Origin of the sequence: Streptomyces sp. BF23-19, assembly GCF_041106355.1 — a bacterium.
In the GTDB taxonomy this organism is placed as follows: domain Bacteria; phylum Actinomycetota; class Actinomycetes; order Streptomycetales; family Streptomycetaceae; genus Streptomyces; species Streptomyces virginiae_A.
In genome coordinates this window covers 25,022-49,570 of sequence record NZ_JBGBPT010000052.1, presented here as the reverse complement: position 1 = coordinate 49,570, position 24,549 = coordinate 25,022, and the positions used below count along the sequence as shown (strand labels likewise).

Genomic DNA, 24,549 nt, shown 5'->3' with positions numbered 1-24,549 from the left:
CTGCGCCCGCGTATGTCTACTACTTGCCGCACAGCCCGACCAGTTGCTGCTCCTCGGGAGTCAGACTGGGGGCGGGCGTCTGGCTGTTCTGCGCCTCGGCTTTGCGGCGTTCCTCGTCCTTCTTGCAGGCGGACGTCTGGACGCCGAGATCATCGAGCTTCTTGCGCGCCGCGTCGAAGCTGTTCTCGCTGATGGTGGCCTCGACCAGCTTCCGCTTGAAGGGCGGCAGGTACTTCAGTTCGATGTCGGGGCGGTCGGTCTCCACCTTGGAGAGCTCCAGCGGCCCCAGCTTCGGGCTGATCCCGCGGAAGAGCGCGACGTGCTCACCCTTCACGCCCACGTAGAACTGGGTCTGGGTCCAGCGCCAGCCGGCGTAGAGGCCACCGCCGACGACACCGGCGACGATGAGCAGGGTCAGCGTACGCGTGGTCCACTTGCGCCCTTTGCTGCGGCGCCTGCGGGGGTGGTCGTACGTGTCCTCGTAGCCGGGGTCGGCGGTGTAGGCGTCGGCTTCGCCGAAGGTGCCGTACGCGCCGGCGCCCTTGCCCTGGTCGGCGGAGTACCCGTAGCCGGTGGCGTCGCCGCTGCCGGGGGGGCCGAAGGCGCCGGCGGGGGGCCGGCCCTGGCGGCCGAGGCCCGAGGCCCGGCCGGCCGGGGTCTGCATGGCGTTGCCGCCGTCGAAGAGCTGGTGCTGGTTCTCGGCGACCGCGCCGACGACCACCGGGGTGTCGCTGACCTGGGCGGCGAGGGTGTCACCGCTGTCGGTGTCGAGGACGTCGGCGACGATGCAGGTGATGTTGTCGGGTCCGCCGCCGCGCAGGGCGAGCTGGATCAGCGCCTGCACGGTCTCGCGCGGACCGTGGTAGTCGGCGAGGGTCTCTTCCAGGGTCTGGTGGGAGACGACGCCGGAGAGCCCGTCGGAGCAGATCAGGTAGCGGTCACCGGCCCGGACCTCACGGATGGAGAGGTCGGGCTCGACGATGTCGCCGCTGCCGAGCGCGCGCATCAGGAGGGAGCGCTGCGGGTGGGTGGTGGCCTCTTCCTCGGTGATGCGCCCCTCGTCGACGAGGCGCTGCACCCAGGTGTGGTCCTGGGTGATCTGGGTGAGGACGCCGTCGCGGAGCAGGTAGGCGCGGGAGTCGCCGACGTGGACGAGGCCGAGGCGCTGGCCGGTCCACAGCAGGGCGGTCAGGGTGGTGCCCATGCCCTCGAGCTGCGGGTCCTCCTCGACCATCACGCGCAGCTGGTCGTTGGCGCGCTGCACGGCCGTGGCCAGCGAGGTGAGGATGTCGGAGCCCGGGACGTCGTCGTCGAGCTGCACGAGGGTGGAGATCACCTCGGAGCTCGCGACCTCGCCGGCGGCCTGGCCTCCCATGCCGTCGGCGATCGCGAGGAGCCGGGGACCGGCGTAGCCGGAGTCCTCGTTCCCCTCACGGATCATGCCCTTGTGTGATCCGGCGGCGAACCGCAAGGACAGACTCATGCGCACCTGCCCTGTCGACGAAGCTGCCTCCGGGTACAACCGGTCTCGAGCCACACTGCCCACCCTCCGGTCGGGAACGCGCTCGGGTCCGTGCCCTCGGTGGGACGGATCGCCGCCGCGCGCTCGCTCCGCTCGCTCATTCTCGTACTACTTCCGCAGCTCGATGACGGTCTTGCCGATGCGGATCGGTGCGCCCGGCGGAATGGGCGTCGGGGTGGTCAGCCGGGTCCGGTCGAGATACGTGCCGTTGGTGGACCCGAGATCCTCGACGATCCACTGGCCGTCACGGTCGGGATAGATCCTGGCATGGCGGCTGGACGCGTAGTCGTCGTCCAGCACGATCGTGGAGTCGTGCGCGCGGCCAAGCGTGATCGTCTGGCCGGCGAGGGCCACCGTGGTTCCCGTGAGGATGCCCTCGGAGACGACGAGTTTGGTGGGTGCCCCGCGCCGCTGGCGCTGCTGCGGAGGCGTGGCCTGCCGGCCACCCGCCTGCTGCGGGGCGCCGCCGGCGCCTCCGCCACCACGACGGGAGCCGCGTTGGGTCACGCGCGTCCCGAAGAGATCGCTACGGATGACCTGGACGGCCACGATGACGAACAGCCACAGAACGGCCAGGAAACCCAACCGCATGACCGTCAGGGTCAGCTCTGACATTGCCCCCGCTTCACCCTTCGGCTTGCCGGTAAATGATGGTGGTGCTGCCCACGACGATCCGCGAGCCGTCGCGGAGCGTAGCGCGGGTGGTGTGCTGCCCGTCCACCACGATGCCGTTGGTGGACCCGAGATCCTGGATCGTCGAGGGCGTTCCGGTCCGGATCTCACAGTGCCGGCGCGATACGCCGGGGTCGTCGATCCGCACGTCGGCTTCCGTGCTTCGGCCGAGTACGAGCGTGGCGCGCGAGATCTGGTGGCGGGTGCCGTTGATCTCGATCCAGTGGCGCCGGGGGCCACCCGGGCCGGCCGCGGGGGCCGGTCCGGCGGGTCCGCCCGGAGCGGGCCGCCGAGCGCCGGATCCGCCCGGGGGCGGGGCGCTGGGCATGGGCGGGGCCGCGACCGGGGGGTATCCGTAGCCGCCCGGGGCCGCCTGACCGCCCTGCTGCCCGCCCTGAGGGGCCTGCGGCTGGGAGGTGCTGGAGGCGAGGGTGCGGCTGCGGACCCGGTAGAGCCCGGTGTCGAGGTCGTCGGCCTTCTCCAGATGGACCTTGATGGGGCCCATGAAGCTGTAGCGCTGCTGCTTGGCGTAGTCGCGGACGAGGCCCGCGAGCTCGTCGCCGAGCTGCCCGGAGTAGGGGCTCAGGCGGTCGTAGTCGCCGGCGCTGAGCTCGACGATGAAGTCGTTGGGGACGACGGTCCGCTCGCGGTTCCAGATGGTGGCGTTGTTGTCGCACTCCCGCTGGAGGGCTCCGGCGATCTCCACCGGCTGGACCTCGGACTTGAACACCTTGGCGAAGGTGCCGTTCACCAGACCTTCGAGTCGCTGCTCGAACCGCTTCAGAACTCCCATGGGGCACCTCCTCCGTCGCTGTCGCCCTGTACTGCTTACTGATCGTATCCACGCGTGGCGGATTCGGGTGGTTCCCCATCGTTCCTGTGAGGACGAGTGTTGGTCCTCACAAGGGATCGTAGGGGCGCTCCAGGGACAGTGTCCCGCACCGGGAGCGGAGTGCGGGAGGGGCCGTCCACGGCGGGGTGCGGGGGTGCCGGGAAAGCGATGTGAATCCACCCCGTTCCCCGTGCTAATGTTTCGACGTCGCCAGGGGAAAGGCCCGAAAGGGAAGATCCACTGGGGCGCTGCTCGGGCGAGTGGCGGAACGGCAGACGCGCTGGCTTCAGGTGCCAGTGTCCTTCGGGACGTGGGGGTTCAAATCCCCCCTCGCCCACATCGACGAGACGGTCGTCACTGCGAAAGCGGTGGCGGCCGTTTCGTGTTTTCCCGCCCCGGTCGCGGGTGTGACGTACGTCCCTGTTCGGTGCCCCTGACCTGTGGTCCTGTCGGACGACAGGGTTAGGGTGAGCCAACTGTCCGAATTGTGAGACCAGTTGTGGCCGCCGGATGTGCGCGATCGTGCTCGCCGGTCGGTGCGAGGAGTCGTGCGTGGGTTTCGACGAGGAGTGGGGGCGGCTGCGCGCCGCCGCGACGGAGCGGGCGGACACCGGGACGCCGCCGGCGCCGGCCGAACCGGTGCGTGAGCCGGATCAAGCCGGCGAGGTGGACGTGGAGGCGGCCCGCGAGGCGGTACTGGAGCGGCTGGCGGATTTCCGCAGCCGGGTGGTGCTGGTGCCGCTGGACGACCGCGGCGGCCTGTGGACGGCGGAGCTGGGCGGTCTGGACTGGATCTGCGCGTTCTCGGAGCCGGCGACGCTGGCCCGGTTCGCCGACGCGCGGGGTGAGGCCGAGCGGGAGTGGCCGTACCGGCGGATCGTCGGCGCGCGACTGCTGGACGAGGTGATCCCGGCGCTGGACTTCCCATGCGGGGTGGCGCTGGACGCGGCGGGGCCGGACGGGATCGTCCTCCCGCCGGTGCGGGGGCTGGTGCCGGACGGCGCGGCGCTCGACGGGGACGGACGGGAGGAGCAGGTGTGAGCGGGGACGGGGCGGACGTAGATGTCTCGAAGCAGGCGCTGGGACAGATAGCGAAGGGCATCACCGACACGCTGGGTGAGCTCAAGGAGCTCGGGATGGTGGGCTCGGCGAGCATGGGCCGGGGCTTCACGGATCTGGCGCTGTCGGGGATGGAGAGCGGGAACGAGGGCCTGACGGCCTCGATGAAGACGTTCTGCGAGCGCTGGGAGTGGGGCGTACGGGCGCTCGTGCAGCAGGGGAACCAGTTCGCGTTCGACGTCGGTCTGTCGGCGGGTGTGATGCACGAGCAGGACCAGTACATCCAGGGCAGCTTCAAGGTGCTGACGAACTCCGCGATGGGCAATCCGTACGCGTCGGAGAAGGACGTCATCGACAAGGACTGGGGCGAGGTCCTCTCCGACAACCCGTACACGCAGATCCGGGACGCGGACTACAGCGACGAGTCCTTCGAACGGGCGCGCGAGAACAGCAAGGAGGCCTGGAAGGGCGCGGTGCGGGACGTCAACAGCTCGGACATGCTCCTCGGCAACCAGATCATCAACGCGACGGGGATGCGGGACGAGGTGGACGCGGCGGTCGACGACTGGGTCGGCCCGGCGCCGCAGCCGCAGGTGCAGCCCTCGGGCGGTGAGCGCTGATGGCGGACTGGGGCGGTCTCCTGGACAAGGGTCTGGAGAAGCTGGACGACGGCTGGGAGGGTGCGAAGAAGGTCGTCGGTCAGGGCGTCGACAAGGCCACCGACGGGATCGGCGCCGGCCTGGAGTACGTCGGCGCGGACGACTGGGCGGACAAGGTCGAGGACTGGGGCGACGACTTCGCCTCGGACATGGGTGCTTCGGTCGGCGAGCAGCAGCTCGGCCAGACCGAGCAGGCGAACGAACTGGTGCACGGCAAGCCCGCGAAGATCCGGGAGTCGGCGAAGCACCTGAACGACTTCCAGGGGGCGTTCGACCGGGTCGGCCAGGGCATGCGGGCGCTGGACTCGGGTCACTGGAAGGGGCAGGCGGCCGACGCGTTCCGCGAGAAGTTCGCGATGCACCCCACCGACTGGCTGCACGCCTCCGACGCCTGTGAGGCGGCGGCGGGCGCGCTGACCCGGTACGCGGAAACGGTGGAATGGGCGCAGAAGCAGGCGCAGCAGGCCATCGACCTGTACAAGGCGGCGGTCAAGGCCGCCAAGGACGCCCACGAGTCGTACGCCGCGAAGGTCGAGACCTACAACGCGACGGCGAAGGCCGGCCGGGATCCCGGACCGGAGCCGCAGAAACCGGTCGACGTCGGCAAGGCCGACGGCACGCGGGCCCACGAGATCCTGAAGGAGGCCCGCAGGCAGCGCGACGAGGCCGCAGGGGCCGTGGCCAAGGCGATGGAGGCGGCGCTGGAGCACGCCCCGAAGGAGCCCTCGGCGACGGACCGGGCCCTGGCCGGGCTCACGGACTACTACGGCGGCCAGGCGGTGGAGCTCAACCACTTCGTCGGCGGCGTGGTCAAGGGCACGGCGGGGCTGCTCAACTTCGCGCGCGGCCTGAACCCGATGGACCCGTACAACCTCACCCACCCCGCCGAATACCAGCAGAACCTCAACATGACGCTGGCCGGACTGGTGTCGACGGCCGCCCACCCGGAGCGGATCCCGGGCGCGCTGATCGACAGCTTCAAGAACGACCCGTCGGAGGGCCTGGGCCGGCTCGTGCCGGAGCTCATCGGCACCAAGGGCTTCGGCGGTGCCCGGGCGGGGGTGCGGGTCGCGGAGGCTGCGGCGGCGAAGCCGTCGGCCTGGTCGCATCTGGCGAAGCCGACCAAGGGCGTGACGGAACGGCCCTCGATCCACGCCGACTCGGTCGGGAAGAAGGACGCCCAGAAGTTCATCGACGACCAGTACCCGTGGCTCAAGGACATGAACAACACGAACATGCCGGGCTACCAGTACAACTGCACCAACAACGTGGTCACGCTGGACCGCAGGCTGGACGGTGTGGAGGTGTCGGCCGCGCCGAAGACCGGGCCGGGCGACATCCCGTACAAGGAACTGGGTGTGGAGCCGAGCGCGAAGAAGGTCGTCAGCAGCTACGACGACATCGTCAAGGACCTGGAGGCGCGGGGGCCGGATTCGCGCAGTGTGGTCGCCATCTCGCGCCACGGGACGGCCGGCCACGTCTTCAACGCGGTGAACACGCCCCATGGGGTCGTCTTCCTGGACGGCCAGACGGGGAAGCTGGCCACACTCGAGACACACAACATCAGCGAGATCGCCCATGTCCCCTACCGCTAGCGTCGTCAGGAATCAGAAATGCTCACGTTGAACGAGGCCCTCGAAGCGGCCCGGGCCCGCCTGGAGCAGGCGTTCGCCTCGGAGCCGTGGACGATCGTGCTGAAGCCGGAGCTCACCCAGGAGCACGAGCTGGCCTGGATCGTCCGGTACGACACCCAGGAGAGCATCGACGCCGGGGACCCCATGGTGGGTCCGTTCAACAAACTGGTGATCGTGCCCAAGGACGGGTCCCGGGTCGACTTCCCCCCGACGCACCTGCCCCTCGACGAATACCTGGCCTACGTCCGCCACGGCGGCTGGCAGCGGGCGGGCCTGGCGAAGACCTCGAAGGCCGAGCCGTGGCAGACCGCGCTGGAGTGGCTGCTGTCCACGTACAACGGGCTCGTCGAGCTGGTGAGCATCGAGCCCGTCACGGAGGACGCCGGGACCTGGCTGTTCGCCTGCCGGACCACCGAGCAGCCGGGCTATCCGCGCACGCCGATGCTGGCGGCGTCGCTCGTGGTGCCCAAGGACTACGGGGAGCCGTTCCACCCCGCCTCGTACGATCCGTGGGGCGACGCCTCGGCGTACACGCGCGAGCCGGTCGAGCGCGACCCGCAGGCGCAGGCGAGGCGGCTGAACGCGCGCGGCTGCGTGGTCACGACGGCCGCGGCGATCGCGGGCGGCCCCTCCTCGCCGCTGCCCTGGCAGCCCGCGCACGAGGCGCCCGGCTGGTGGGAGCTGCTGTTGCGCCGCTACTTCCCTGCCGCGCGCGAGCTGCGGTGCGCGAGCTGGGACGAGGTGATCACGCGGGCCGAGGAGACCGGACCGGACACCCAGGGCGTGGTGTGGGTGCGGCGCGTCATCGGCGGCACCGAGGTCAGCGGGCACCTGCTCTACGCGCACAACAACAACGGTCAGGTGGTGTTCCTGGACGGGATGACCGGCGGGCTGGCACGGCTGGACCAGGTCGGTGTGCTGCAGCTGGTCTTCGCCCGGGTCGAGCCCGGGGATCGGGTGCCGCCGGCCGCACCCGATCTGAGGACCGCCCGGCACAAGGCCGAGCGGTGGCTGAGGGACACGTTCGCGGATCCCGTCGAGCTGGTCGAGCCGGCCGCCGAGGACGAGACCGCCCGGGGGTGGCTGTTCGCCTGCCAGACCACCGCCGCGCTGCGCACCGGTGACTGGCGCCACGCGATGCTCGACGCCGCGGTGGTCGTGCCGAAGGGGCCGCAGGAGCCGTTCCTGCTGCCCAACGCCGACCCCTGGGGGTTCCTGGCCGCCTGGGACCGGAACGAGCCCGCGGGGCCGGTGCCCGCGCCGGACAAGGCCGACTGGTTCAGCTCCACCATGGCGGAGCTGGGCCCGGTGCTGTCCGTCTCGGAGCATCCGACCGTGGCCGCGGCGGTCGGGGGCCTCAGGGCCCTGCCGGCCGGGGGCCGGGCCCTGGTGTGGGTGAGGCGGCTGGACGCGCGGGGGCGGGAGAGCACCGGAGTGCTCCTCGCGGGACTGCACAGCGAGTCGGGGATGGTGGGGCTGATCGACTCCTCCGCCGAAGAGCTGCGGGACCTGGACGGTTTCCGCGAGTCCGGTGTCCGGGTGGTCCGGTACCGGTGAGGGAAGGCCGCGGTGGGGCCGCGGTCGACTTTCGTCGTGCGGGGCGAGACGAAAGAGGGCGGCCGGGCCGGGGTGCGGGTGTCTAGGGTCGGGCGCGTGGATGCGAAGGCGAAGACGCGGGCCGGCTGGGACTGGCTGAGGGGCCCGGAGCCGTGGACCCGGCGGATGCTGGCGGGGGACCTGGCGCTCGGCGGTGTGCTGGCCATCCTCGGCCTGGGCGTCGAGGAGGTCAGCAACGCCTCCTGGCGGCGCATGCTGCTCGGAGCCGTGGTCGCGGTCGTGTTGACGTTGACGCGCCGCAGGCTGCCGGGGAGCACGCTCGTGTTCGCCTCGGGCGTGGTCACCTTCCTGCCCGGTGCCTTCTTCGTCCTGCCCCTGCTGGGCTGGTCGGCCGGCCGGCGGATCGTCGGGGTGGGCCGGGCGCTGGCCGCCTTCACGCTGGCCTTCGTGGCGGCGATCGGCTGCAGCGTGGTGGACCAGCGGGCACAGATGCAGCCGCTGCTCGTGATCGTGTTCTCCACGCTGATGTTCCTGGCGACGACCGTGATGCCGGGTCTGGCCAGCCGGTACTGGTCGCAGCGGCGCACCCTGCTGCGCGCGCTCCAGGAGCGCAACGGGCAGCTGCTGCGCGAGCGGGCCATGGTCGCCGGGCAGGCGCGGCTGCGCGAGCGTCAGCGCATCGCCCAGGACATGCACGACAGCCTCGGGCACCAGCTGGCGCTGATCTCCGTGCACACCGGTGCGCTGGAGGTGGATCCGAAGCTCACCGACCGTCAGCGTGAGGCGGTGGGCGTGCTGCGGCAGGCCTCGGTGGCCGCCATGCACGAGCTGCGCGAGGTCGTCGGCATCCTGCGCGACGGGGTGGAGGCGTCCGCGCCCGTGGAGGAGGCCCAGCCCGCGGCGCGCGGGGTGGCCGGTATCGCGGGGGTGGTGGAGGCGGCTCGGGGCTCGGGGACCGACGTCCGGATGACCACGGCGGGCCGGCCGAGGCCACTGGTCGCGGCGTGCGACCACGCCGCGTACCGGATCGTGCAGGAGGCCCTGACGAACGCGTACAAGCACGCGCCGGGGGCGCCGATCGCGGTGGAGCTGCGCTTCGAGGACGACTCGCTGGTCGTGGAGATCGCCAACGGGCCGTCGGCGGGTCCGGCGGCCGACGAGGTGGTGTCGGGCGGGCAGGGTCTGACGGGGCTGCGCGAGCGGGCCCGGCTGGTCGGCGGGATGGTGCACGCGGGCCCCGTCGAGGGCGGCGGGTTCCGGGTGGCCGGGGTCCTGCCGTACGGGGCGGAGCCGGCCGGCGTGGTGGACGTGGCCGACGACTTCGGGCAGCAGGCGCACGCGTACGCGGGCGGTCCGCCGCCGGGGCGGGGCGGCGAGCAGCCGATGGACTGGCAGGCGGTGGACCGGGAGCTGGCCGTCCGTATGCCCAGCCGGTCCGGTGGGGTCGCGGTGGGCTGTGGGATCGCCTTCGCGGCGGTGGTGCTGCTGGTGATCGTGTTCGGGGCCGGGGTGGTGCTGCTGATCGACTCGGCGAGCGACGCGATGATCGACCGGGACGAGTTCGACGCCGTGCACGTGGGCGAGACGGAGCAGTCCGTCCGCGACCGGCTGCCGACCGGGGAGAACTTCATGACCGCCGGGGCCGCCCGGAAGGGGCCGCCCAGGCCCGCGGGCTCGGACTGTCTGGCCCTGCTGGCCGAGGACCAGCCGGGCGCCCTGGGAACGGACCGGATCTTCCGGTTCTGCTTCAGGGACGGCAAGCTCGTGGAAAAGCAGGAGTACGAGGTCGAGCAGTAGGAGCGCGGGGTGACAGCCGAAGTGATCAGAGTGGTGATCGCCGATGACGAGCCACTGATCCGGGCCGGGATCAGGATGATCCTGACCTCGGCGCCGGACATCGAGGTCGTCGCGGAGGCGGCGAACGGCAAGGAGGCGGTGGACCTGGCCCGCTCGCACGCGCCCGACGTGATGCTGCTCGACATCCAGATGCCGGTGATGGACGGGCTGTCGGCGCTGGGCGAACTGCGGCGGGCCGTGCCGGAGGTGCGGGCGCTGATCCTGACCACCTTCGGCGAGAAGGAGAACGTGCTGCGGGCGCTCGGCGAGGGCGGCGCGGGATTCCTGTTGAAGGACTCGGCGCCGGGCGAGCTGATCGGGGCGGTCCGGGCGGCGGCCGCCGGGGACGCGTACCTCTCGCCGGGGGCGACCCGGCACGTCGTGGACCAGCTGGCTTCCGGGAAGGCCGCCGCGCGCGGGGAGGTCGCCCGGCGTCAGGTGGCGGAGCTCAGCGACCGGGAGCGCGGTGTGCTGGCGCTGCTGGGCGAGGGCCTGTCCAACGCGGAGGCGGGCCGACGGCTGCACATGAGCGAGGCCACCGTGAAGACGTACGTGAGCCGGATCCTGGCGAAGCTGGACTGCGAGAACCGGGTGCAGGCGGCGCTGCTGGCCAGGGACGCCGGGCTGTAGATACGGTCAGCCCGTTCGAGAAGCGATCAATGAAGTGAACGGGTGGGGGCGGCGTCGATGGCGGCGATTGCGGGTCAGCGGATTCCGGACGTGGCGGGCTTCGCTCCGAGGGTGGCGGCCGGTTCGCCGAAGGAGGAGGGCAAGGCCCTGCGCGCCCGCCTGCCGCGGTCGGCGCACGCCGCCTTCGTGGCGCCGGCCGGGCGGCCGGACGCCGTGCGGGCGGTGGAGGAGTCGAACGCCGGGCGGGTCGCCGAGCTGACGCCGATACGGGTCGGCCGGATGGCCGCGAACCCCTTCGCGTTCCTGCGGGGCGCGGCGGGGCTGATGGCCCACGACCTGTCCGGTGGTCCGGTGACCGGGGTCGGCGCGCAGATCTGCGGCGACGCGCACGCGGCGAACTTCGGTCTGTACGGGGACGCGCGCGGGCGGCTCGTCATCGACCTCAACGACTTCGACGAGACCGTGTTCGGCCCGTGGGAGTGGGACGTGAAGCGGCTGGCGGCCTCGCTGGTGCTGGCGGGCCGGGTCGCGGGCGCGGACGAGGACACCTGCCGGGCGGCCGCACTCGACGCGGTCGGCGCCTACCGGCGCACCATGCGACTCCTGGCCAAGCTGCCCGCGCTCGACGCGTGGAACGCCATCGCCGACGAGGAACTGGTCTCGCACACCGACGCCCGCGATCTGCTGGGCACGCTGGAGCGGGTCTCGGAGAAGGCCCGCAACAACACCTCCGCGCGGTTCGCCGCCAAGTCCACGGAGATAGGGCCGGACGGCGGCCGCCGCTTCGTCGACGCGCTGCCCGTGCTGCGCCGGGTCGGGGACGGGGAGGCGGCCGCCGTGGCGGCCTCGCTCGGCCCCTACCTGCAGACGCTCCAGGGCGACCGGCTGCCGCTGCTGGCCCGGTACGCGATCCAGGACGTGGCCTTCCGCGTGGTGGGCACCGGGAGCGTCGGCACCCGCTCGTACGTGGTCCTGCTGCTGGACCACCGGGGCGAGCCGCTGGTGCTCCAGGTCAAGGAGGCGCGGCCCTCGGTGCTGCTGCCGCACCTGCCCGGGCTGGGCTTCGCGCCGGCCCCGGAACAGCACGAGGGCCTTCGGGTGGTGGCCGGGCAGAAGCGGATGCAGGTGGTCTCCGACATCATGCTGGGCTGGACCACGGTGGAGGGCCGGCCCTTCCAGGTGCGGCAGTTCCGCAACCGCAAGGGCAGCGTGGACCCGGCGGCTCTGGCCGTCGACCAGATCGACGACTACGGGCGGATGACCGGCGCCCTGCTGGCCCGGGCGCACGCGCACAGCGTCGACCCGCGGCTGCTGGCCGGGTACTGCGGGAAGAACGACGAGCTGGACGAGGCGATGGCGACCTTCGCCGTGGCCTACGCCGACCGTACCGAGGCCGATCACGCCGACCTGGTGGCGGCGGTGCGGGCCGGCCGGATCGCGGCGGAGATCGGGGTCTGACAGTGCTCCACGGATCTTCCGCGGGTGCCCGCGGGTGCTCCGACCAGGGCCTGAGCGGTTCGGTCGGAGCCGTGGCGGGCCCTGCCGCGGCGGGCGATGTTCCACGTGAAACATCGCCCGCGCGGGTGGGCCGTAGGCTGGCCGGGTGAGCGAGCAGACCGAGCAGCCTGAGCAGACAGTCCCCGGTGATTCCGGTGACTCCTCCGTCACCGGTGGGGAGCGCCCGGAGGCGCGCCTGGAGCGGGCCGTGCGGGCCGCCGAGCAGGCGCTGATCGAGTTCGAGATCGCGGTGGAGACCTTCCGGGTGGAGGTGGAGAACTTCTCCCGCCTGCACCACCAGAAGCTCGGCCCCATGTACACGAGGCTCGACGAACTGGACGCCCTGATCGCCGAGGCGAAGGCGTCCCGCAGCGGCGATCCCGAGGACCTGCGGCGGGCGAGGGAAGCGCGCTCGCTGGTCATGCCGATGCCCGGGGTGGACGAGCTGTTCCACGACTGGCTGGGCTCGGACGGGATCTCCGACGACGCCTCCGCGATGCTGACCGACCGGCCCGTGCGGCCGCCGGAGCGGGTGCGGCCCGCGGAGGAGGTGCGCCGCCTCTACCGCGAGCTGGTCCGTCAGGCCCACCCCGACCTCGCCCAGGAGGAAGGCGAGCGGGAGCGGCGCGACGCGTTCATCGCGCGGGTCAACGCGGCCTACGGGCGCGGTGACGAGGGGCTGCTGCGCGAGCTGGCCGAGGAATGGGCGGCCGGACCGGCGCCCGAGGCGGCGGTACCGGGCGAGAGCGACGAGCTGTACGCCCGGCTGGAGTGGCTGGCACGCCGCAAGGAGCTGCTGTCGCTCGTGGCCAAGGAGCTGGAGGACAGCGCGATCGGGTCGATGCTGAGGATGGCGCCCGAGGACCCCGACCGGCTGCTGGAGGAGATCGCGGAGCAACTGCTCGCGCAGGTCTCCGAGCGCGAGACGGAGCTGGCGGCGGAGCTCGCCGCCGAGTGAGCCCGGTCCGCCCGTACCGGGTGGTCGGATAGGTTGGCAGCAGATTCGTGAAGAGAGAAGGCGACAGCTATGAACTTCGGACCGCTTCCCTCGGTGGACGCCACCGCGGTGCCCTCCGAAGGCTTTGTCCTCGACGTCCGTGAGGACGACGAATGGGCGGCCGGCCACGTCGAGGGTGCTCTGCACATCCCGATGAGCGACTTCGTGGCCCGCTTCGGTGAGCTGACCGAGGCTGTCGAGGACGGTCGCCGGGTGTACGTGATGTGCCGGGTCGGCGGGCGTTCCGCGCAGGTCACCCAGTACCTGGTGCGCCAGGAGATCGACGCGGTGAACGTCGACGGCGGGATGCAGGCCTGGGACGGTGCCGGGCGCCCGATGGTGGCGGACAACGGGAACCCGGCCTTCGTCCTCTGACGAGGAGCCGGTTCAGCCGAGGGGGTGGGCGGCCAGCAGGTCGCCCAGGGCCTCCTCGTGCGCGGCGGCCGGGCCGAGCTGGAGCTCCAGCTGCTTGGCCCATGCGTGGTAGCGGTGCAGCGGGTAGTCGGTGTCGGCGCCGAACCCGCCGTGCAGGTGCTGGGCGGTCTGTACGACCCGGCGCACACCCTCCGCGGCCCAGATCTTGGCGACCGCGACGTCACCGGAGCTCGGCAGCGGACCACCGGCGCCGCCGGTCGCCGCGTCGAGCCGCCAGGCGGCCTGCCACAGGGTGACCTCCATGGCGCGCAGGTCGATGTACCGGTCGGCGGCCTGGACGGCGACGGCCTGGAAGGTGGCCACCGGGAAGCCGAACTGCTCGCGCTTGCCGGTGTATTGGCTGGTCATGGTGAGGACGTTCTCGCCGAGTCCGAGCGCCAGCGCGCAGGTCCCGGTGGCGAGGAGCTGACGTAGCCGCTCCCAGGCTCCCGGGGCTTCGATGAGGTGCGTCGCGTCCACCCGCACGCCGTCGAGGGCGAGTTCGGCGAGTCGCTCCCCGCTCGTGGAGACCTGCTCGGCGAGGGCCAGCCCTTCGGCGGCCCGTGGGACGAGCGCGAGGACGGCCTCGCCCTCGCCGGTGTGCGCGGGTACGGCGATCCAGTCCGCGCCGTGCGCCCAGGCGACCGCGGTCTGCGTACCCTCCAGGACCCACGCCTCGCCCTCGCGGCGGGCGATGACGGCGAGTTCGGCCGGGTCGTGGCCGGAGCGTCCGTGGGCGGCGGCGGTGAGCACGAGCGTGCCGTTCCCGGCGCCGGGCAGCAGGGCGGCGGCCAGTTCCGGGCTGCCGTGGGCCTGCACGGCCATGGCGGTGGCGCAGTGCTCCAGCAGCGGGACCCGCGCCAGCACCCGGGCGGCCTCGCGCAGCACCAGGCACAGGGCGACGGCGTCCAGGCCCGCTCCGCCGTGCTCCTCGGCGAGCACCAGGCTCAACAGGTCCGATGAGGCGAGCTTGGCCCACAGCGGGCGGTCGAAGTCGTCGGCGACGGCCCCCGGGGTCAGCGCGGGGCTGGGCACGCCGTCGGGCGCGACATCGGCGAAGACGGCCCGGGCCGCCTCGACGGCGGCTTGCTGCTCCTCGGTGAAGGTGAAGTCCACTGCCTGTCCTCCCGCGCGTTCAGGTCTGACGGTGTCGCGTCTGACGGTGCGTCAAGATAGAACAGGTTCTGGAAAATGGACAGGCCTTGTGGACGGACAGGCAGTGAAGACGGGCAGGCTGTGAAACGGTCAGGCCCCTGTCCTGGGACAGGGGCCTGACCGAAGGGGACGTCGTTCCGCTCAGCGGTCGAAGTCGATCTCCACTTCCTCGGTGACCGGGTGCGACTGACAGGCCAGGACGAACCCGGCCTCGGTCTCCTCGGCCTCCAGCGCGAAGTTCCGCTCCATCCGGACCTCGCCCGAGACCACGAACGCCCGGCAGGTGCCGCAGACCCCGCCCTTGCAGGCGTACGGGGCGTCCGCGCGGTTGCGGAGCACCGCGTCCAGCAGGGACTCGCCGTCCTGGACCGGCCAGGTGCCCGAGCGGCCGTCGAGCCGTGCGGTGACCCGTCCGTGCGCGGGGGCCGCGGAACCGGCCGGGCGGGCCGTCGGCGCGGTGTCCTCGACGTGGAAGATCTCCTCGTGCACCCGGGTCCGCGCGACGCCGAGTGCGCCCAGGGCCCGCTCCGCGCCCTGCACCAGACCGTACGGGCCGCACAGGAACCAGCCCGTCACCTCCGTCACCGGCAGCAGCGCCGGCAGCAGGGACACCAGCCGCTCCTCGTCCAGCCGCCCGGAGGGCAGCCCGGACTCCTGCTCCTCCCGGGAGAGGACCGTCACCAGCTGGAACCGTGCCGGATACCGGTCCTTGAGGTCGGCGACCTCCTCCAGGAACATCGTCGAGGCCGCCGTACGGTCGCTGCGCACGAGGCAGAACCGGGCGTCGGGCCGGGCGGCCAGCAGGCTCGCCGCGATCGACAGCACCGGCGTGATGCCGCTGCCGCCGACGATCGCCGCGTAGTGCCCCGAGGTCGGGGCGGCGGTGGGCTCCAGCACGAAGCGCCCGGCCGGGACCATGACCTCCAGCACGTCCCCGGCGGCGATCTCCTTGTGGGCGAAGGTGGAGAACTCGCCGCCCTCCACCAGCCGCACCCCGACCCGCAGCCGCTCCGGGCCCGGGCCGGCCGCGGACGGTGCCGGGGAGCAGATCGAGTAGGTGCGGCGGACCTCGGCGCCGCCCTCGGGGGCGGCGCGGCGCAGCGTCAGGTGCTGGCCCGGGGCGTGCCGGTAGTCCTCGCGCAGCTCCTCGGGAACCCGCAGGGTCAGTGCCACCGAGTCGTCGGTGAGCCGGTCGACAGCCGCCACCGTCAGCGGGTGGAACGCGCCGTGGCGGGGGGCGGCCATCTAGAGCTCCTTGAAGTGGTCGAACGGTTCGCGGCAGGCGGTGCAGCGACGCAGTGCCTTGCACGCGGTGGAGGAGAAGCGGCTGAGCAGCTCGGTGTCGGTCGATCCGCAGTTGGGGCAGCGGACCGACAGGGTCACCGGGACCGGCCCGCCGGCCGCGTGCGGCCGGGGCGGGGCGATGCCGAACTCGGCCAGCTTGCGCCGGCCCTCGGCGCTGATGTCGTCGGTCGACCAGGCGGGGGCCAACACGGTCGTCACCGTCACCTCGGGGATGCCGTGGCCGATCAGGGCCCGCTCGATGTCGGCGGACATGGCCTCGATGGCCGGGCAGCCGGTGTAGGTGGGCGTGAGGGTGACCTCGGCATGGCCGTCCTCGTGCATCCGCACCCCGCGCACCACGCCGAGTTCACCGAGGGTGAGCACGGGCAGCTCCGGGTCCGGGACGGAGCCGGCCAGCGTGGCCAGTTCCGCCTCCAGGCGGGTCGTTCCGGCGTCGGCGGTCACCATGAGGCCCCCGGGTGGCTGCGGTGCAGGTGCTGCATCTCGGCGAGCATCCGGCCGAAGGACTCGGTGTGCAGGCCCTGCCGTCCGGCGCCCGCCGCCCAGGCGCCGGTGCGTGGCCCCTGGGGCAGGTCGAGGCCGGCCTGCTCCAGTACGCCGGTCAGCGCGGCCAGCCAGCGCTCCTCCACGGCGGTCAGGTCCAGGCCGCCCTGGCCGTCCACCGGCTGGAACATCTCGCCGGTGAACTTCCACAGCGCGTCGAGGGCGGCCCGCATGCGGCTGCGGCTCTCCTCGGTGCCGTCCCCGAGCCGCAGGGTCCACTGCTCGGCGTGGTCGCGGTGGTACGCGGTCTCCTTGACGGCCTTGGCCGCCAGCGGCGCGAACGGGCCGTCCCCGCGGGCGAGCTCCCCGTAGACCTCGTGCTGGTAGAAGGAGAAGTAGAGCTGGCGGGCGATCGTGTGGGCGAAGTCGCCGTTCGGCTGCTCGACCAGCTGGAGGTTGCGGAAGGCCCGCTCCTCGCGCAGGTACGCCAGCTCGTCCTCGTCGCCGACCAGGGACAGCAGGATCCGGGCCTGGCCGAGCAGGTCGAGGGCGATGTTGGCGAGGGCGACCTCCTCCTCCAGGACGGGGGCGTGTCCGGCCCACTCGCCGAGGCGGTGGGAGAGGATCAGCGCGTCGTCGCCGAGCGCGAGCGCCGCCGCGGCGGTGGCACCCGTGAGGCGCGTGGTGTCGGTGCTGGTCACAGGTGGCTCACGCCCTCCGGGATGTCGTAGAAGGTGGGGTGCCGGTACGGCTTGTCGGCCGACGGCGCGAAGAAGGGGTCCCGCTCGTCGGGCGAGGAGGCGGTGATCTCGGTGGAGGGCACCACCCAGATCGAGATGCCCTCGCCGCGCCGGGTGTAGAGATCGCGGGCGTTGCGCAGGGCCATCTCCGCGTCGGGGGCGTGCAGGCTGCCCGCGTGCGTGTGCGAGAGGCCGCGGCGCGAACGCACGAAGACCTCCCACAGGGGCCAGTTCTGCGTCATACCCGTGCCTCCTCGTTCTGTCCGGCGTGCTTCGCCGCTTGTTGTGCCACCTGCTGTGCCGTCTGCTTGCGCGCGTACGCGGCGGCCGCGTCGCGCACCCAGGCGCCGTCCTCGTGGGCCTTGCGCCGCTGGCCGATCCGCTGCTCGTTGCAGGGGCCGTTGCCCTTGAGGACGTCCCAGAACTCGGCCCAGTCGATGGCGCCGAAGTCGTGGTGTCCGCGCTCCTCGTTCCACTTCAGGTCCGGGTCGGGCAGGGTCAGGCCGAGGGACTCGGCCTGCGGGACGGCGATGTCCACGAACCGCTGGCGCAGTTCGTCGTTCGAGTGCCGCTTGATGCGCCAGGCCATCGACTGGGCCGAGTGCGCCGACTCGTCGTCCGGCGGGCCGAACATCATCAGCGACGGCCACCACCAGCGGTCCACCGCGTCCTGGGCCATCGCGTGCTGGGCCTCGGTGCCGCGGGAGAGGGCGAGGAGCAGCTCGTACCCCTGGCGCTGGTGGAAGGACTCCTCCTTGCAGATCCGGACCATGGCGCGGGCGTAGGGCCCGTAGGAGCAGCGGCAGATCGGCACCTGGTTGGTGATCGCCGCGCCGTCCACGAGCCAGCCGATGGCGCCGACGTCCGCCCAGGTCAGGGTGGGGTAGTTGAAGATCGAGGAGTACTTCTGCTTGCCCGAGTGGAGCTTGTCGAGCAGCTCGTCGCGGCTGGTGCCGAGGGTCTCGGCCGCGCTGTAGAGGTACAGCCCGTGGCCGGCCTCGTCCTGGACCTTGGCCATCAGGATCGCCTTGCGGCGCAGCGAGGGCGCGCGGGTGATCCAGTTGGCCTCGGGCTGCATGCCGATGATCTCGGAATGGGCGTGCTGCGCCATCTGGCGCACCAAGGAGGCGCGGTACTCGTCCGGCATCCAGTCGCGCGGCTCCACCCGCTCGTCGGCCGCCACGGCCGCGTCGAATGCCGCCGCGAGCTGTGCGCCCAGGTCAGCAGTCATGCCTGTCCCGTCCGTCCTGTCTGTCCCGAGAGCCGTGTCCGGCCCCGTCTCCGGGGTCACTGCCACCATTCCGGCCCCCTGCCAGAGTCCGCTGTCCGCCCGACCGACCGATCGTTCGGTTCATACGCTTCAATGGTGAGACGGCGGCCCGTAGGGTGTCAACCTCTGAGGTCAACCCTGTGGACGCCGGACGATCGGGTGGGGATGGATTCGAACGAGCACGAGCCCGCCGGAGGGGCCGCTCCGTCACCCCCGCGGGCGCCCGGAATAGCCGGTCTTTCCACCCCGTACCGGGTCGTGACCGCCCTGGCCCTGGGGGTGGTCGCGGTGGCCGCCTGCACGCACCTCGCGTTCGTCTTCCTGCACGTGGCCCCGAGCAACACGGTCAGCCGGCAGCACGCGAAGACGATCGACAGCTGGATCTACCCGGAGTTCGAACAGAACTGGAAGCTGTTCGCCCCCAACCCGCTGCAGCAGAACATCGCGGTGGAGGCGCGCGCGGATGTCAGGGGCGAGGACGGCGAGCTGGTCACCATCCCCTGGCGCGACCTGAGCGCCGAGGACGGCGAGGCCATCCGGCACAGCCTGCTGCCGAGCCACACCCGGCAGAACGAGCTCCGCCGCGCCTGGGACTTCTTCACCGGCTCCCACGACGAGGACAACAAGCCGAACGGCGAGCGCGGGCAGCTGTCCGAGGAGTACCTCCGGCGCATCGCGGTGAACCGGCTCGCCCCCGGGCTGCGGGAAGGAACCATCCTGCGGATCCAGCTGCGCTCGGCGACCACGGCGGTGCCCGCGCCGAAGTGGAGCACCGAGACCACCGACACCCAGACCTACTACCGGGAGCTGCCGTGGTGGACGCTGTGAGGCGCGCCCGCGAGGCGGCGGGCCGGGCGGTCGCGCGGGTCACCGGGCAGGCGCTGGGCCCGTACCAGAGCGCCGTGGTCCGCATCGGCTTCGCGGCGACCTGGCTGTTCTTCCTGCTGCGCGAGTTCCCGAACCGCGCCGAGCTGTACGGGCCGGACGGGCCGTGGAGCTGGGACCTGGCGGAGCGGCTGATCGACTCCAACCACGCCTTCACGGTGCTGATGTGGTCGGACTCGACGCTGTGGTTCGAGCTCGTCTACGCGGTGTCCGTGCTGGCGAGCGTGGGACTGCTGCTGGGCTGGCGGACGCGCGCGACGTCCGTGCTCTTCATGGTCGGCGTGCTGTCGCTGCAGAACCGCAGCGTGTTCATGGGCGACGGCGGGGACAACGTCATCCACCTGATGGCGATCTACCTGGTGCTGACCCGGTGCGCGCAGGTCTGGTCGCTGGACGCGCGCAGGGCCCGTACGCGCGGCACGGCGACGGCCGGGGCGGCCGGGCCGGTGCTGTGGGGTGTGCTCGCAGTGGTGCTCGCCTTCGGCGCGGCGACCGGCCGGTTCGGCTACGGCTGGACGGCGGCGTTCGCGGCGGTGTGGGTGGTCTGCGGGCTGTGGTGGGCGGCCGACCGCTACGAGCCGCAGGGCGAGGGGCGGGCGGCGCTGGACGTCCTGGCCAACCTGCTGCACAACGCGGGCATGCTGGTGATCATGGCGGAGGTCTGCCTGATCTACGCGACGGCGGGCTGGTACAAGATCCAGGGGTCCCGTTGGCAGGACGGGACGGCCCTGTACTACCCGCTGGGGCTGGACTACTTCACCCCGTGGCCGGCGCTGTCGGCGCTGCTGGCGGGGAGCGGGACGCTGGTGATGCTGCTGTCGTACGGCACGGTGGCGGTGCAGGTGGCGTTTCCGTTCACGCTGTTCAACCGGCGGATCAAGAACGTGCTGCTGGCGTTGATGATGCTGGAGCACGCGGGGATCGCGCTGCTGCTCGGGCTGCCGTTCTTCTCCTTGGCGATGATCGCCGCGGACGCGGTGTTCCTGCCGACCGGGTTCCTGGTGTGGCTGGGAGTACGGGTCGCCGCGCGGCGGCGTGCGGTGGAGCCCGAGGCGGACGCCGCCGAGCCGGTGCCGGTTCAGGTGCCCGCGCCGCGCTGACAGCGCCCTGCGGCGCCGCTCCCGGGGCTCCGCCCCGGACCCCGCGCCTCGAACGCAGGCGGGGCTGAATCATCCGGTCCGCGAGCCGTGCGGCGGACCGTAGGGTCGGGGTATGGACGACACGGTGCGGGAATGGCGGGAGGCCGAGCAGGCGGGGGATCTCGTGCTGCTGGACGGGTTCCACGCGCTGAAGCACGCCCTGCGGTTCGGGGCCGACGTACGGATGGTCATCGCCGAGGACCCCGCCGCGGTACGGGCGCTGGCCCGTGAGCTGGCTCCGGATGTCGAGGCCGCCGTGGTGCGCCTCGCGCGGCGGGCCGACCTCAAGGGGGTGCTGACCCGTGTGCACCCCACCGGGGTCGCGGCCCTCGCGGTCCGCCCCGACCGGGCCGCCGGTATCGCCGGGCTGGGGCGGCTGCCCCGGCCGGCCCCCGTCGTCGTCCTCGACAACCCCCGCAATCTCGGCAACGTCGGCGCCGTCGTCCGGCTCGCCGCCGGCTTCGGCGCCACCGGCGTGGTGACCCGCGGCGACCTCGACCCCTGGCACCCGAACGTGGTCCGGGCCGGGGCCGGACTGCACTACGCCACCACCGTCGAGCGCCTCGCCCTGGACGAGCTGCCCCCCGGGCCGCTCTACGCGCTCGATCCCGAGGGCGCGGACATCCGCGCCCTCACCCTCCCGGACGACGCCCTGCTCGCCTTCGGCTCGGAGCGCCACGGGATCTCACCGGAGCTGCGTGCCCGGGCGGACCACCTCGTCTCCCTGCCGATGCGTCCCCAGGTCTCCAGCTACAACCTCGCCACCAGTGTGGCCATGACCCTCTTCCACTGGGGCGGCCCCCCGGCCCACGAACACGGCGGCGAGAGCTCCTAGGACACCCCCGACCAGGATCGCCGCGGCCGCGCCGAGCGTCGCCCCGTCCGGGTGGACCAGCGCCTGGCCGCGCAGCGCCTGCCAGGTCACCAGCGCGAACACCGCCGCGTAGACCCCGGCCGCGACCAAGGTCAACCGCAGGCGTACCCGCTCGCGGCGCAGCGGGGCGAAGCGCCCCGCGAGGGCGGCGAGCACGAGCACGAGCAGCGGGAGCAGCTGTAGGGCGTGCATGCCGAAGAAGTGCGGGATGCGCAGGTCACCGCCGGTGGTGGACCAGCCGGTCAGCGGCATGGCGGGTCCGCCGTCCGCCACTCCCACGCTGTGGGCGCCCACCACCGGTGCGCCGTCGACCGCGAGCTGCGCCTCGGTGGGGGTGGTCATCAGGAAGCCGAGTCCCGCGCCCGCGAGGGCGAGGACGGCGGCGATCCGGATCGCCCAGGTGGTGGCCCGGTCGACCACGCGGGACCGGAAGAGCAGGACGGCGATGACGAGGGTGGCCGTCCACAGCACGACGACGGTGAGGGCCATGGCGCTGTAGACCTGCGCGTCGAGGGGCGTTCGCTGGTTGAAGTGGCTCTGCCGGCCGCGGACCACCTGACCCGTCATGAGCAGCATTTCCACCATGCTCGCCGCGACGACGACCGTGCCGGCCCACCAGGCGGGCCTCGCCAGGCGGGGACGGGCGGCGACTGCCAGGGAGAGCATCCAGGCCAGGCTGAGCGCGTAGCCGACGAAGGAGACGGCGAACTTGAAGGGCTTGGCCCAGATCGGGGCGCCGACCAGCACCCGGTCGTCGACGGCGAGACCCACGGCCGAGCCGACGGCCCACACGACCATCACGCCGGCGAACACGGTCAGTGGACGGTGCCAGGTACGTAACGCAGACATGGATCCCCCAAGGAATGGATAGTGGAGCTCGCCACTATCTGATAGCGCCACTATCTATGATGGGCGGGGACGGGGCAAGGAGAATCGAGTGAACACGTCATGCGCATCGGAGAGTTGAGCCGCCGTACCGGGGTTCCGGTACCGACGATCAAGTACTACGTCCGGGAGGGGTTGCTGCCGCCGGGGGAGCTGAGCAGCCCCAACCAGGCGAGCTACGACGACGGGCACGAACGGCGGCTGCGGCTGATCCGCGCCCTGCTGGAGGTCGGCGGGCTGTCGGTGGCGGCCATCGGGGACGTCCTCGTGGCCATCGACGACAAGGAGCAGCCGGTGCACAAGCTGCTCGGCGCCGCGGCCCAGCGGCTGGTGCCCGAGTACGGCGACGGCGGCGGTCACGACGACGCCGAGGTGGTGTTGGCCCGGGAACGGGTGACGCGGCTGGTCGAGGAGCGCGGCTGGCGCGTCCACCCCGGGAACAAGGCGTTCGGGGCGCTGGAGGCCTCGCTCGCCTCGCTCGCGCGGGTGGGCCACGGCTCCTTCGCCGAGCTGCTCGACGACTACGCCGACGCGGCCGAGCGGGTGGCCCGGGTGGACCTGGAGTACACGGCCCGCCGGGTGGACCGCGAGGACCTGGTCGAGGCGGTCGTCGTGGGCACGGTGGTGGGCGACGCGATGTTCGCGGCCCTGCGCAGGATGGCCCAGGTGGACGCCTCCTCCCGCCTCTTCGCCGAGGAGCGGGCGGAGTAGGAGGAGGGCGCGGTCCACCCGGGCCGGGTGTCTGCCTGCGGTGACGCGGTGCGCGGTTACGCCTGGCGGCGGACCTCCACCACCCGGAAGCGGTTCGCGACGAAGGCGCCGTCGCACAGGGCCGCGTTGGCCGCCGGGTTGCCGCCGGAGCCGTGGAAGTCCGAGAACGCGGCGGTCTGGTTGACGAACACCCCGCCGGTCAGGTTCAGGGAGAGCTGCGCGGACTCCTCCAGGCAGACCTCCTCGATGGCCCGCTCGGTGTCCGCCGACGTGGTGTACGCGCCCACCGTCATGGCGCCCTTCTCCCGCACCGTACGGCGCAGCAGGTCGAGGGCGTCCGCGGTGGTGTCCACGGCCACCGCGAAGGAGACCGGGCCGAAGCACTCGGAGAGGTACGGCGCCTCCGGGTCCGCCTTGGCCGCGTCCAGCTTGACCATGACGGGGGTACGGACCACCGCGTCCGGGAACTCGGGGTTCACGACCTCCCGGGAGGCCAGCGCGACCTCGCCCAGTGCGGCCGCGGCCTCCAGCCGGGACTTGACGTCCGGGTTCACCAGCGCGCCGAGCAGCGCGTTGGCCCGGGCGTCGTCGCCCAGCAGGCCGCCGACCGAGGCGGCGAGGTCGGCGACGACCTCGTCGTAGGTCTTGTGGCCGGCGTCCGTCGCGATGCCGTCGCGCGGGATCAGCAGGTTCTGCGGGGTGGTGCACATCTGGCCGCTGTACAGGGACAGCGAGAACGCCAGGTTGGACAGCATGCCCTTGTAGTTGTCGGTGGAGTCCAGGACGACGGTGTTGACGCCGGCCTTCTCCGTGTAGACCTGCGCCTGGCGGGCGTGGGTCTCCAGCCAGTCCCCGAACTCCGTGGACCCGGTGTAGTCGATCAGCCTGATCTCGGGGCGGACCGCGAGGGTCTTGGCGATGCCCTCGCCCGGGCGCTCGACCGCGAGCGCCACCAGGTTCGGGTCGAAGCCCGCCTCGGCGAGGACCTCCCGCGCGACCTGGACGGTCAGCGCGAGCGGCAGCACGGCCCGCGGGTGCGGCTTGACCAGCACCGCGTTGCCGGTGGCGAGGGAGGCGAAGAGGCCCGGGTAGCCGTTCCAGGTCGGGAAGGTGTTGCAGCCGATCATGAGGGCGACACCACGCGGGACGGCCGTGAAGGTCTTGCCGAGCTCCAGGGGGTCCTTCTTGCCCTGCGGCTTGGACCAGTCGGCCTGACCCGGGACGCGGGTCTGCTCCTCGTAGGCGTAGGCCACGGCCTCCAGGCCGCGGTCCTGCGCGTGCGGGCCGCCCGCCTGGAACGCCATCATGAAGGCCTGGCCGCTGGTGTGCATGACCGCGTGCGCGAACTCGTGGGTCCGGGCGGAGATGCGGGCCAGGATCTCGATACAGACCAGGGCGCGCGCCTCGGGTCCCGCGTCGCGCCAGGCGCCCATGCCGGCCTTCATCGCGGGCAGCAGCACGTCCGGGTCCACGTGCGGGTACTCGACACCCAGCTCCGGACCGAACGGGGACACCTCGGCGCCCGTCCAGCCGTCGGTGCCGGGCTGGCCCAGGTCCAGCCGCGTACCGCGCAGTGCCTCGAAGGCGGCGAGCCCGTCGGCGGGCGCGGTCTCGCCGTACGCCTTGGGATGTTCGGGGTGCGGGGACCAGTAGGCACGGCTGCGGATCGCCGACAGGGCCTGGTCCAGGGTGGGCCGGTGCTTGGCGGACAGCTGGGGGACGGTGAGCTCGGCGGCCATCAGGGACCAACTCCTCGTTGAGCCGGGCGAAGAAGAGCAGACTGGAGTTAGAGT

The 24,549-nt window shown here is 72.3% G+C and carries 23 protein-coding genes, 1 tRNA gene and 1 pseudogene; 14 read left to right on the top strand and 11 right to left on the bottom strand.

Features of this window, described 5'->3' with window-relative positions; genetic code table 11:
* Positions 1-19: 19 nt before the first annotated feature.
* The 3 genes from AB8A24_RS26780 to AB8A24_RS26770 all read right to left on the bottom strand — a co-directional run bounded on the left by AB8A24_RS26780 (position 20) and on the right by AB8A24_RS26770 (position 2,987).
* The gene (locus tag AB8A24_RS26780) at positions 20-1,537 is read right to left on the bottom strand and encodes a PP2C family serine/threonine-protein phosphatase (protein ID WP_328962497.1); all 1,518 of its coding nucleotides are present in this window, start codon (positions 1,535-1,537) and stop codon (positions 20-22) included.
* 93 nt (positions 1,538-1,630) lie between these two features.
* The gene (locus AB8A24_RS26775) at positions 1,631-2,137 is read right to left on the bottom strand and encodes an FHA domain-containing protein (RefSeq protein WP_266382994.1); all 507 of its coding nucleotides are present in this window, start codon (positions 2,135-2,137) and stop codon (positions 1,631-1,633) included.
* 10 nt (positions 2,138-2,147) lie between these two features.
* The gene (locus AB8A24_RS26770) at positions 2,148-2,987 is read right to left on the bottom strand and encodes a DUF3662 and FHA domain-containing protein (RefSeq protein WP_328962496.1); all 840 of its coding nucleotides are present in this window, start codon (positions 2,985-2,987) and stop codon (positions 2,148-2,150) included.
* A 293-nt stretch (positions 2,988-3,280) separates the two neighbouring features.
* Here AB8A24_RS26770 and AB8A24_RS26765 point away from each other — a divergent pair.
* The 10 genes from AB8A24_RS26765 (at position 3,281) to AB8A24_RS26720 (ending at position 13,270) form a co-directional block, all read left to right on the top strand.
* Positions 3,281-3,363: transfer RNA gene (locus tag AB8A24_RS26765), tRNA-Leu, on the top strand.
* Positions 3,364-3,578: 215 nt separating this feature from the next.
* A complete protein-coding gene (locus AB8A24_RS26760) occupies positions 3,579-4,067 on the top strand; it encodes a hypothetical protein (protein ID WP_328962495.1) in 489 nt (162 codons plus the stop codon).
* Positions 4,064-4,705, top strand: a complete 642-nt coding sequence (locus AB8A24_RS26755) for a hypothetical protein (RefSeq protein WP_328962494.1) — start codon at positions 4,064-4,066, stop codon at positions 4,703-4,705. Before AB8A24_RS26760 ends, AB8A24_RS26755 begins: the two co-directional genes overlap by 4 nt.
* Positions 4,705-6,339, top strand: coding sequence for a putative T7SS-secreted protein (locus AB8A24_RS26750; RefSeq protein ID WP_328962493.1), 1,635 nt, complete (start codon positions 4,705-4,707; stop codon positions 6,337-6,339). Before AB8A24_RS26755 ends, AB8A24_RS26750 begins: the two co-directional genes overlap by 1 nt.
* 18 nt (positions 6,340-6,357) lie before the next feature.
* Complete coding sequence (locus AB8A24_RS26745) at positions 6,358-7,935, top strand: YrhB domain-containing protein (RefSeq protein ID WP_369477826.1); 1,578 nt, start codon at positions 6,358-6,360, stop codon at positions 7,933-7,935.
* A gap of 96 nt (positions 7,936-8,031) precedes the next feature.
* Positions 8,032-9,732, top strand: a complete 1,701-nt coding sequence (locus tag AB8A24_RS26740) for a histidine kinase (protein ID WP_328962491.1) — start codon at positions 8,032-8,034, stop codon at positions 9,730-9,732.
* Positions 9,733-9,741: 9 nt separating this feature from the next.
* Complete coding sequence (locus AB8A24_RS26735; protein WP_328962490.1) at positions 9,742-10,401, top strand: response regulator transcription factor; 660 nt, start codon at positions 9,742-9,744, stop codon at positions 10,399-10,401.
* Between the two features lie 57 nt (positions 10,402-10,458).
* Entirely contained in the window at positions 10,459-11,859 is a 1,401-nt protein-coding gene (locus tag AB8A24_RS26730) for a DUF2252 domain-containing protein (RefSeq protein ID WP_328962489.1), read from the top strand.
* A gap of 235 nt (positions 11,860-12,094) precedes the next feature.
* The gene (locus AB8A24_RS26725; protein ID WP_369477829.1) at positions 12,095-12,856 is read left to right on the top strand and encodes a hypothetical protein; all 762 of its coding nucleotides are present in this window, start codon (positions 12,095-12,097) and stop codon (positions 12,854-12,856) included.
* Between the two features lie 69 nt (positions 12,857-12,925).
* Positions 12,926-13,270, top strand: coding sequence for a rhodanese-like domain-containing protein (locus tag AB8A24_RS26720; protein ID WP_266382968.1), 345 nt, complete (start codon positions 12,926-12,928; stop codon positions 13,268-13,270).
* Between the two features lie 12 nt (positions 13,271-13,282).
* On the opposite strand, the gene AB8A24_RS26715 is transcribed toward AB8A24_RS26720, so the two are convergent.
* The 6 genes from AB8A24_RS26715 to paaA all read right to left on the bottom strand — a co-directional run bounded on the left by AB8A24_RS26715 (position 13,283) and on the right by paaA (position 18,223).
* Complete coding sequence (locus AB8A24_RS26715; protein ID WP_369477825.1) at positions 13,283-14,425, bottom strand: acyl-CoA dehydrogenase family protein; 1,143 nt, start codon at positions 14,423-14,425, stop codon at positions 13,283-13,285.
* A 180-nt stretch (positions 14,426-14,605) separates the two neighbouring features.
* The gene (locus AB8A24_RS26710; protein ID WP_328962487.1) at positions 14,606-15,709 is read right to left on the bottom strand and encodes a 2Fe-2S iron-sulfur cluster-binding protein; all 1,104 of its coding nucleotides are present in this window, start codon (positions 15,707-15,709) and stop codon (positions 14,606-14,608) included.
* Positions 15,710-16,216 (bottom strand): 1,2-phenylacetyl-CoA epoxidase subunit PaaD, encoded by a 507-nt coding sequence (gene paaD / locus AB8A24_RS26705; RefSeq protein WP_328962486.1) that lies wholly within the window; start codon positions 16,214-16,216, stop codon positions 15,710-15,712. It lies immediately after the preceding gene.
* Positions 16,210-16,953 carry a 1,2-phenylacetyl-CoA epoxidase subunit PaaC gene (gene paaC, locus AB8A24_RS26700; protein ID WP_328962485.1) on the bottom strand — a complete coding sequence of 248 codons (744 nt, stop codon included), beginning with the start codon at positions 16,951-16,953 and terminating at the stop codon, positions 16,210-16,212. Before paaC ends, paaD begins: the two co-directional genes overlap by 7 nt.
* Entirely contained in the window at positions 16,950-17,234 is a 285-nt protein-coding gene (paaB, locus tag AB8A24_RS26695; RefSeq protein ID WP_030009045.1) for a 1,2-phenylacetyl-CoA epoxidase subunit PaaB, read from the bottom strand. Before paaB ends, paaC begins: the two co-directional genes overlap by 4 nt.
* Positions 17,231-18,223: a 1,2-phenylacetyl-CoA epoxidase subunit PaaA gene (gene paaA, locus AB8A24_RS26690; protein ID WP_051762410.1), complete on the bottom strand. Its 993-nt coding sequence runs from the start codon at positions 18,221-18,223 to the stop codon at positions 17,231-17,233. Before paaA ends, paaB begins: the two co-directional genes overlap by 4 nt.
* A gap of 132 nt (positions 18,224-18,355) precedes the next feature.
* Here paaA and AB8A24_RS26685 point away from each other — a divergent pair, with 132 nt between their 5' ends.
* The 3 genes from AB8A24_RS26685 (at position 18,356) to AB8A24_RS26675 (ending at position 21,121) form a co-directional block, all read left to right on the top strand.
* Positions 18,356-19,090, top strand: coding sequence for a DUF5819 family protein (locus AB8A24_RS26685; protein WP_328962484.1), 735 nt, complete (start codon positions 18,356-18,358; stop codon positions 19,088-19,090).
* Complete coding sequence (locus tag AB8A24_RS26680; protein ID WP_328965914.1) at positions 19,087-20,247, top strand: HTTM domain-containing protein; 1,161 nt, start codon at positions 19,087-19,089, stop codon at positions 20,245-20,247. The genes AB8A24_RS26685 and AB8A24_RS26680 overlap by 4 nt, the downstream gene beginning before the upstream one ends.
* 112 nt (positions 20,248-20,359) lie before the next feature.
* Positions 20,360-21,121 carry a TrmH family RNA methyltransferase gene (locus AB8A24_RS26675; RefSeq protein ID WP_323184822.1) on the top strand — a complete coding sequence of 254 codons (762 nt, stop codon included), beginning with the start codon at positions 20,360-20,362 and terminating at the stop codon, positions 21,119-21,121.
* Between the two features lie 12 nt (positions 21,122-21,133).
* On the opposite strand, the pseudogene AB8A24_RS26670 reads toward AB8A24_RS26675, so the two are convergent.
* Positions 21,134-22,009, bottom strand: a pseudogene (locus tag AB8A24_RS26670) (hypothetical protein); the annotation flags it as partial.
* Positions 22,010-22,108: 99 nt separating this feature from the next.
* On the opposite strand from AB8A24_RS26670, the gene AB8A24_RS26665 reads away from it, so the two are divergent.
* The gene (locus AB8A24_RS26665; RefSeq protein WP_328962483.1) at positions 22,109-22,756 is read left to right on the top strand and encodes a MerR family transcriptional regulator; all 648 of its coding nucleotides are present in this window, start codon (positions 22,109-22,111) and stop codon (positions 22,754-22,756) included.
* A gap of 56 nt (positions 22,757-22,812) precedes the next feature.
* Here AB8A24_RS26665 and paaN read toward each other — a convergent pair whose 3' ends face one another.
* Positions 22,813-24,495: a phenylacetic acid degradation protein PaaN gene (gene paaN / locus AB8A24_RS26660; protein ID WP_328962482.1), complete on the bottom strand. Its 1,683-nt coding sequence runs from the start codon at positions 24,493-24,495 to the stop codon at positions 22,813-22,815.
* Between the last annotated feature and the right edge of the window lie 54 nt (positions 24,496-24,549).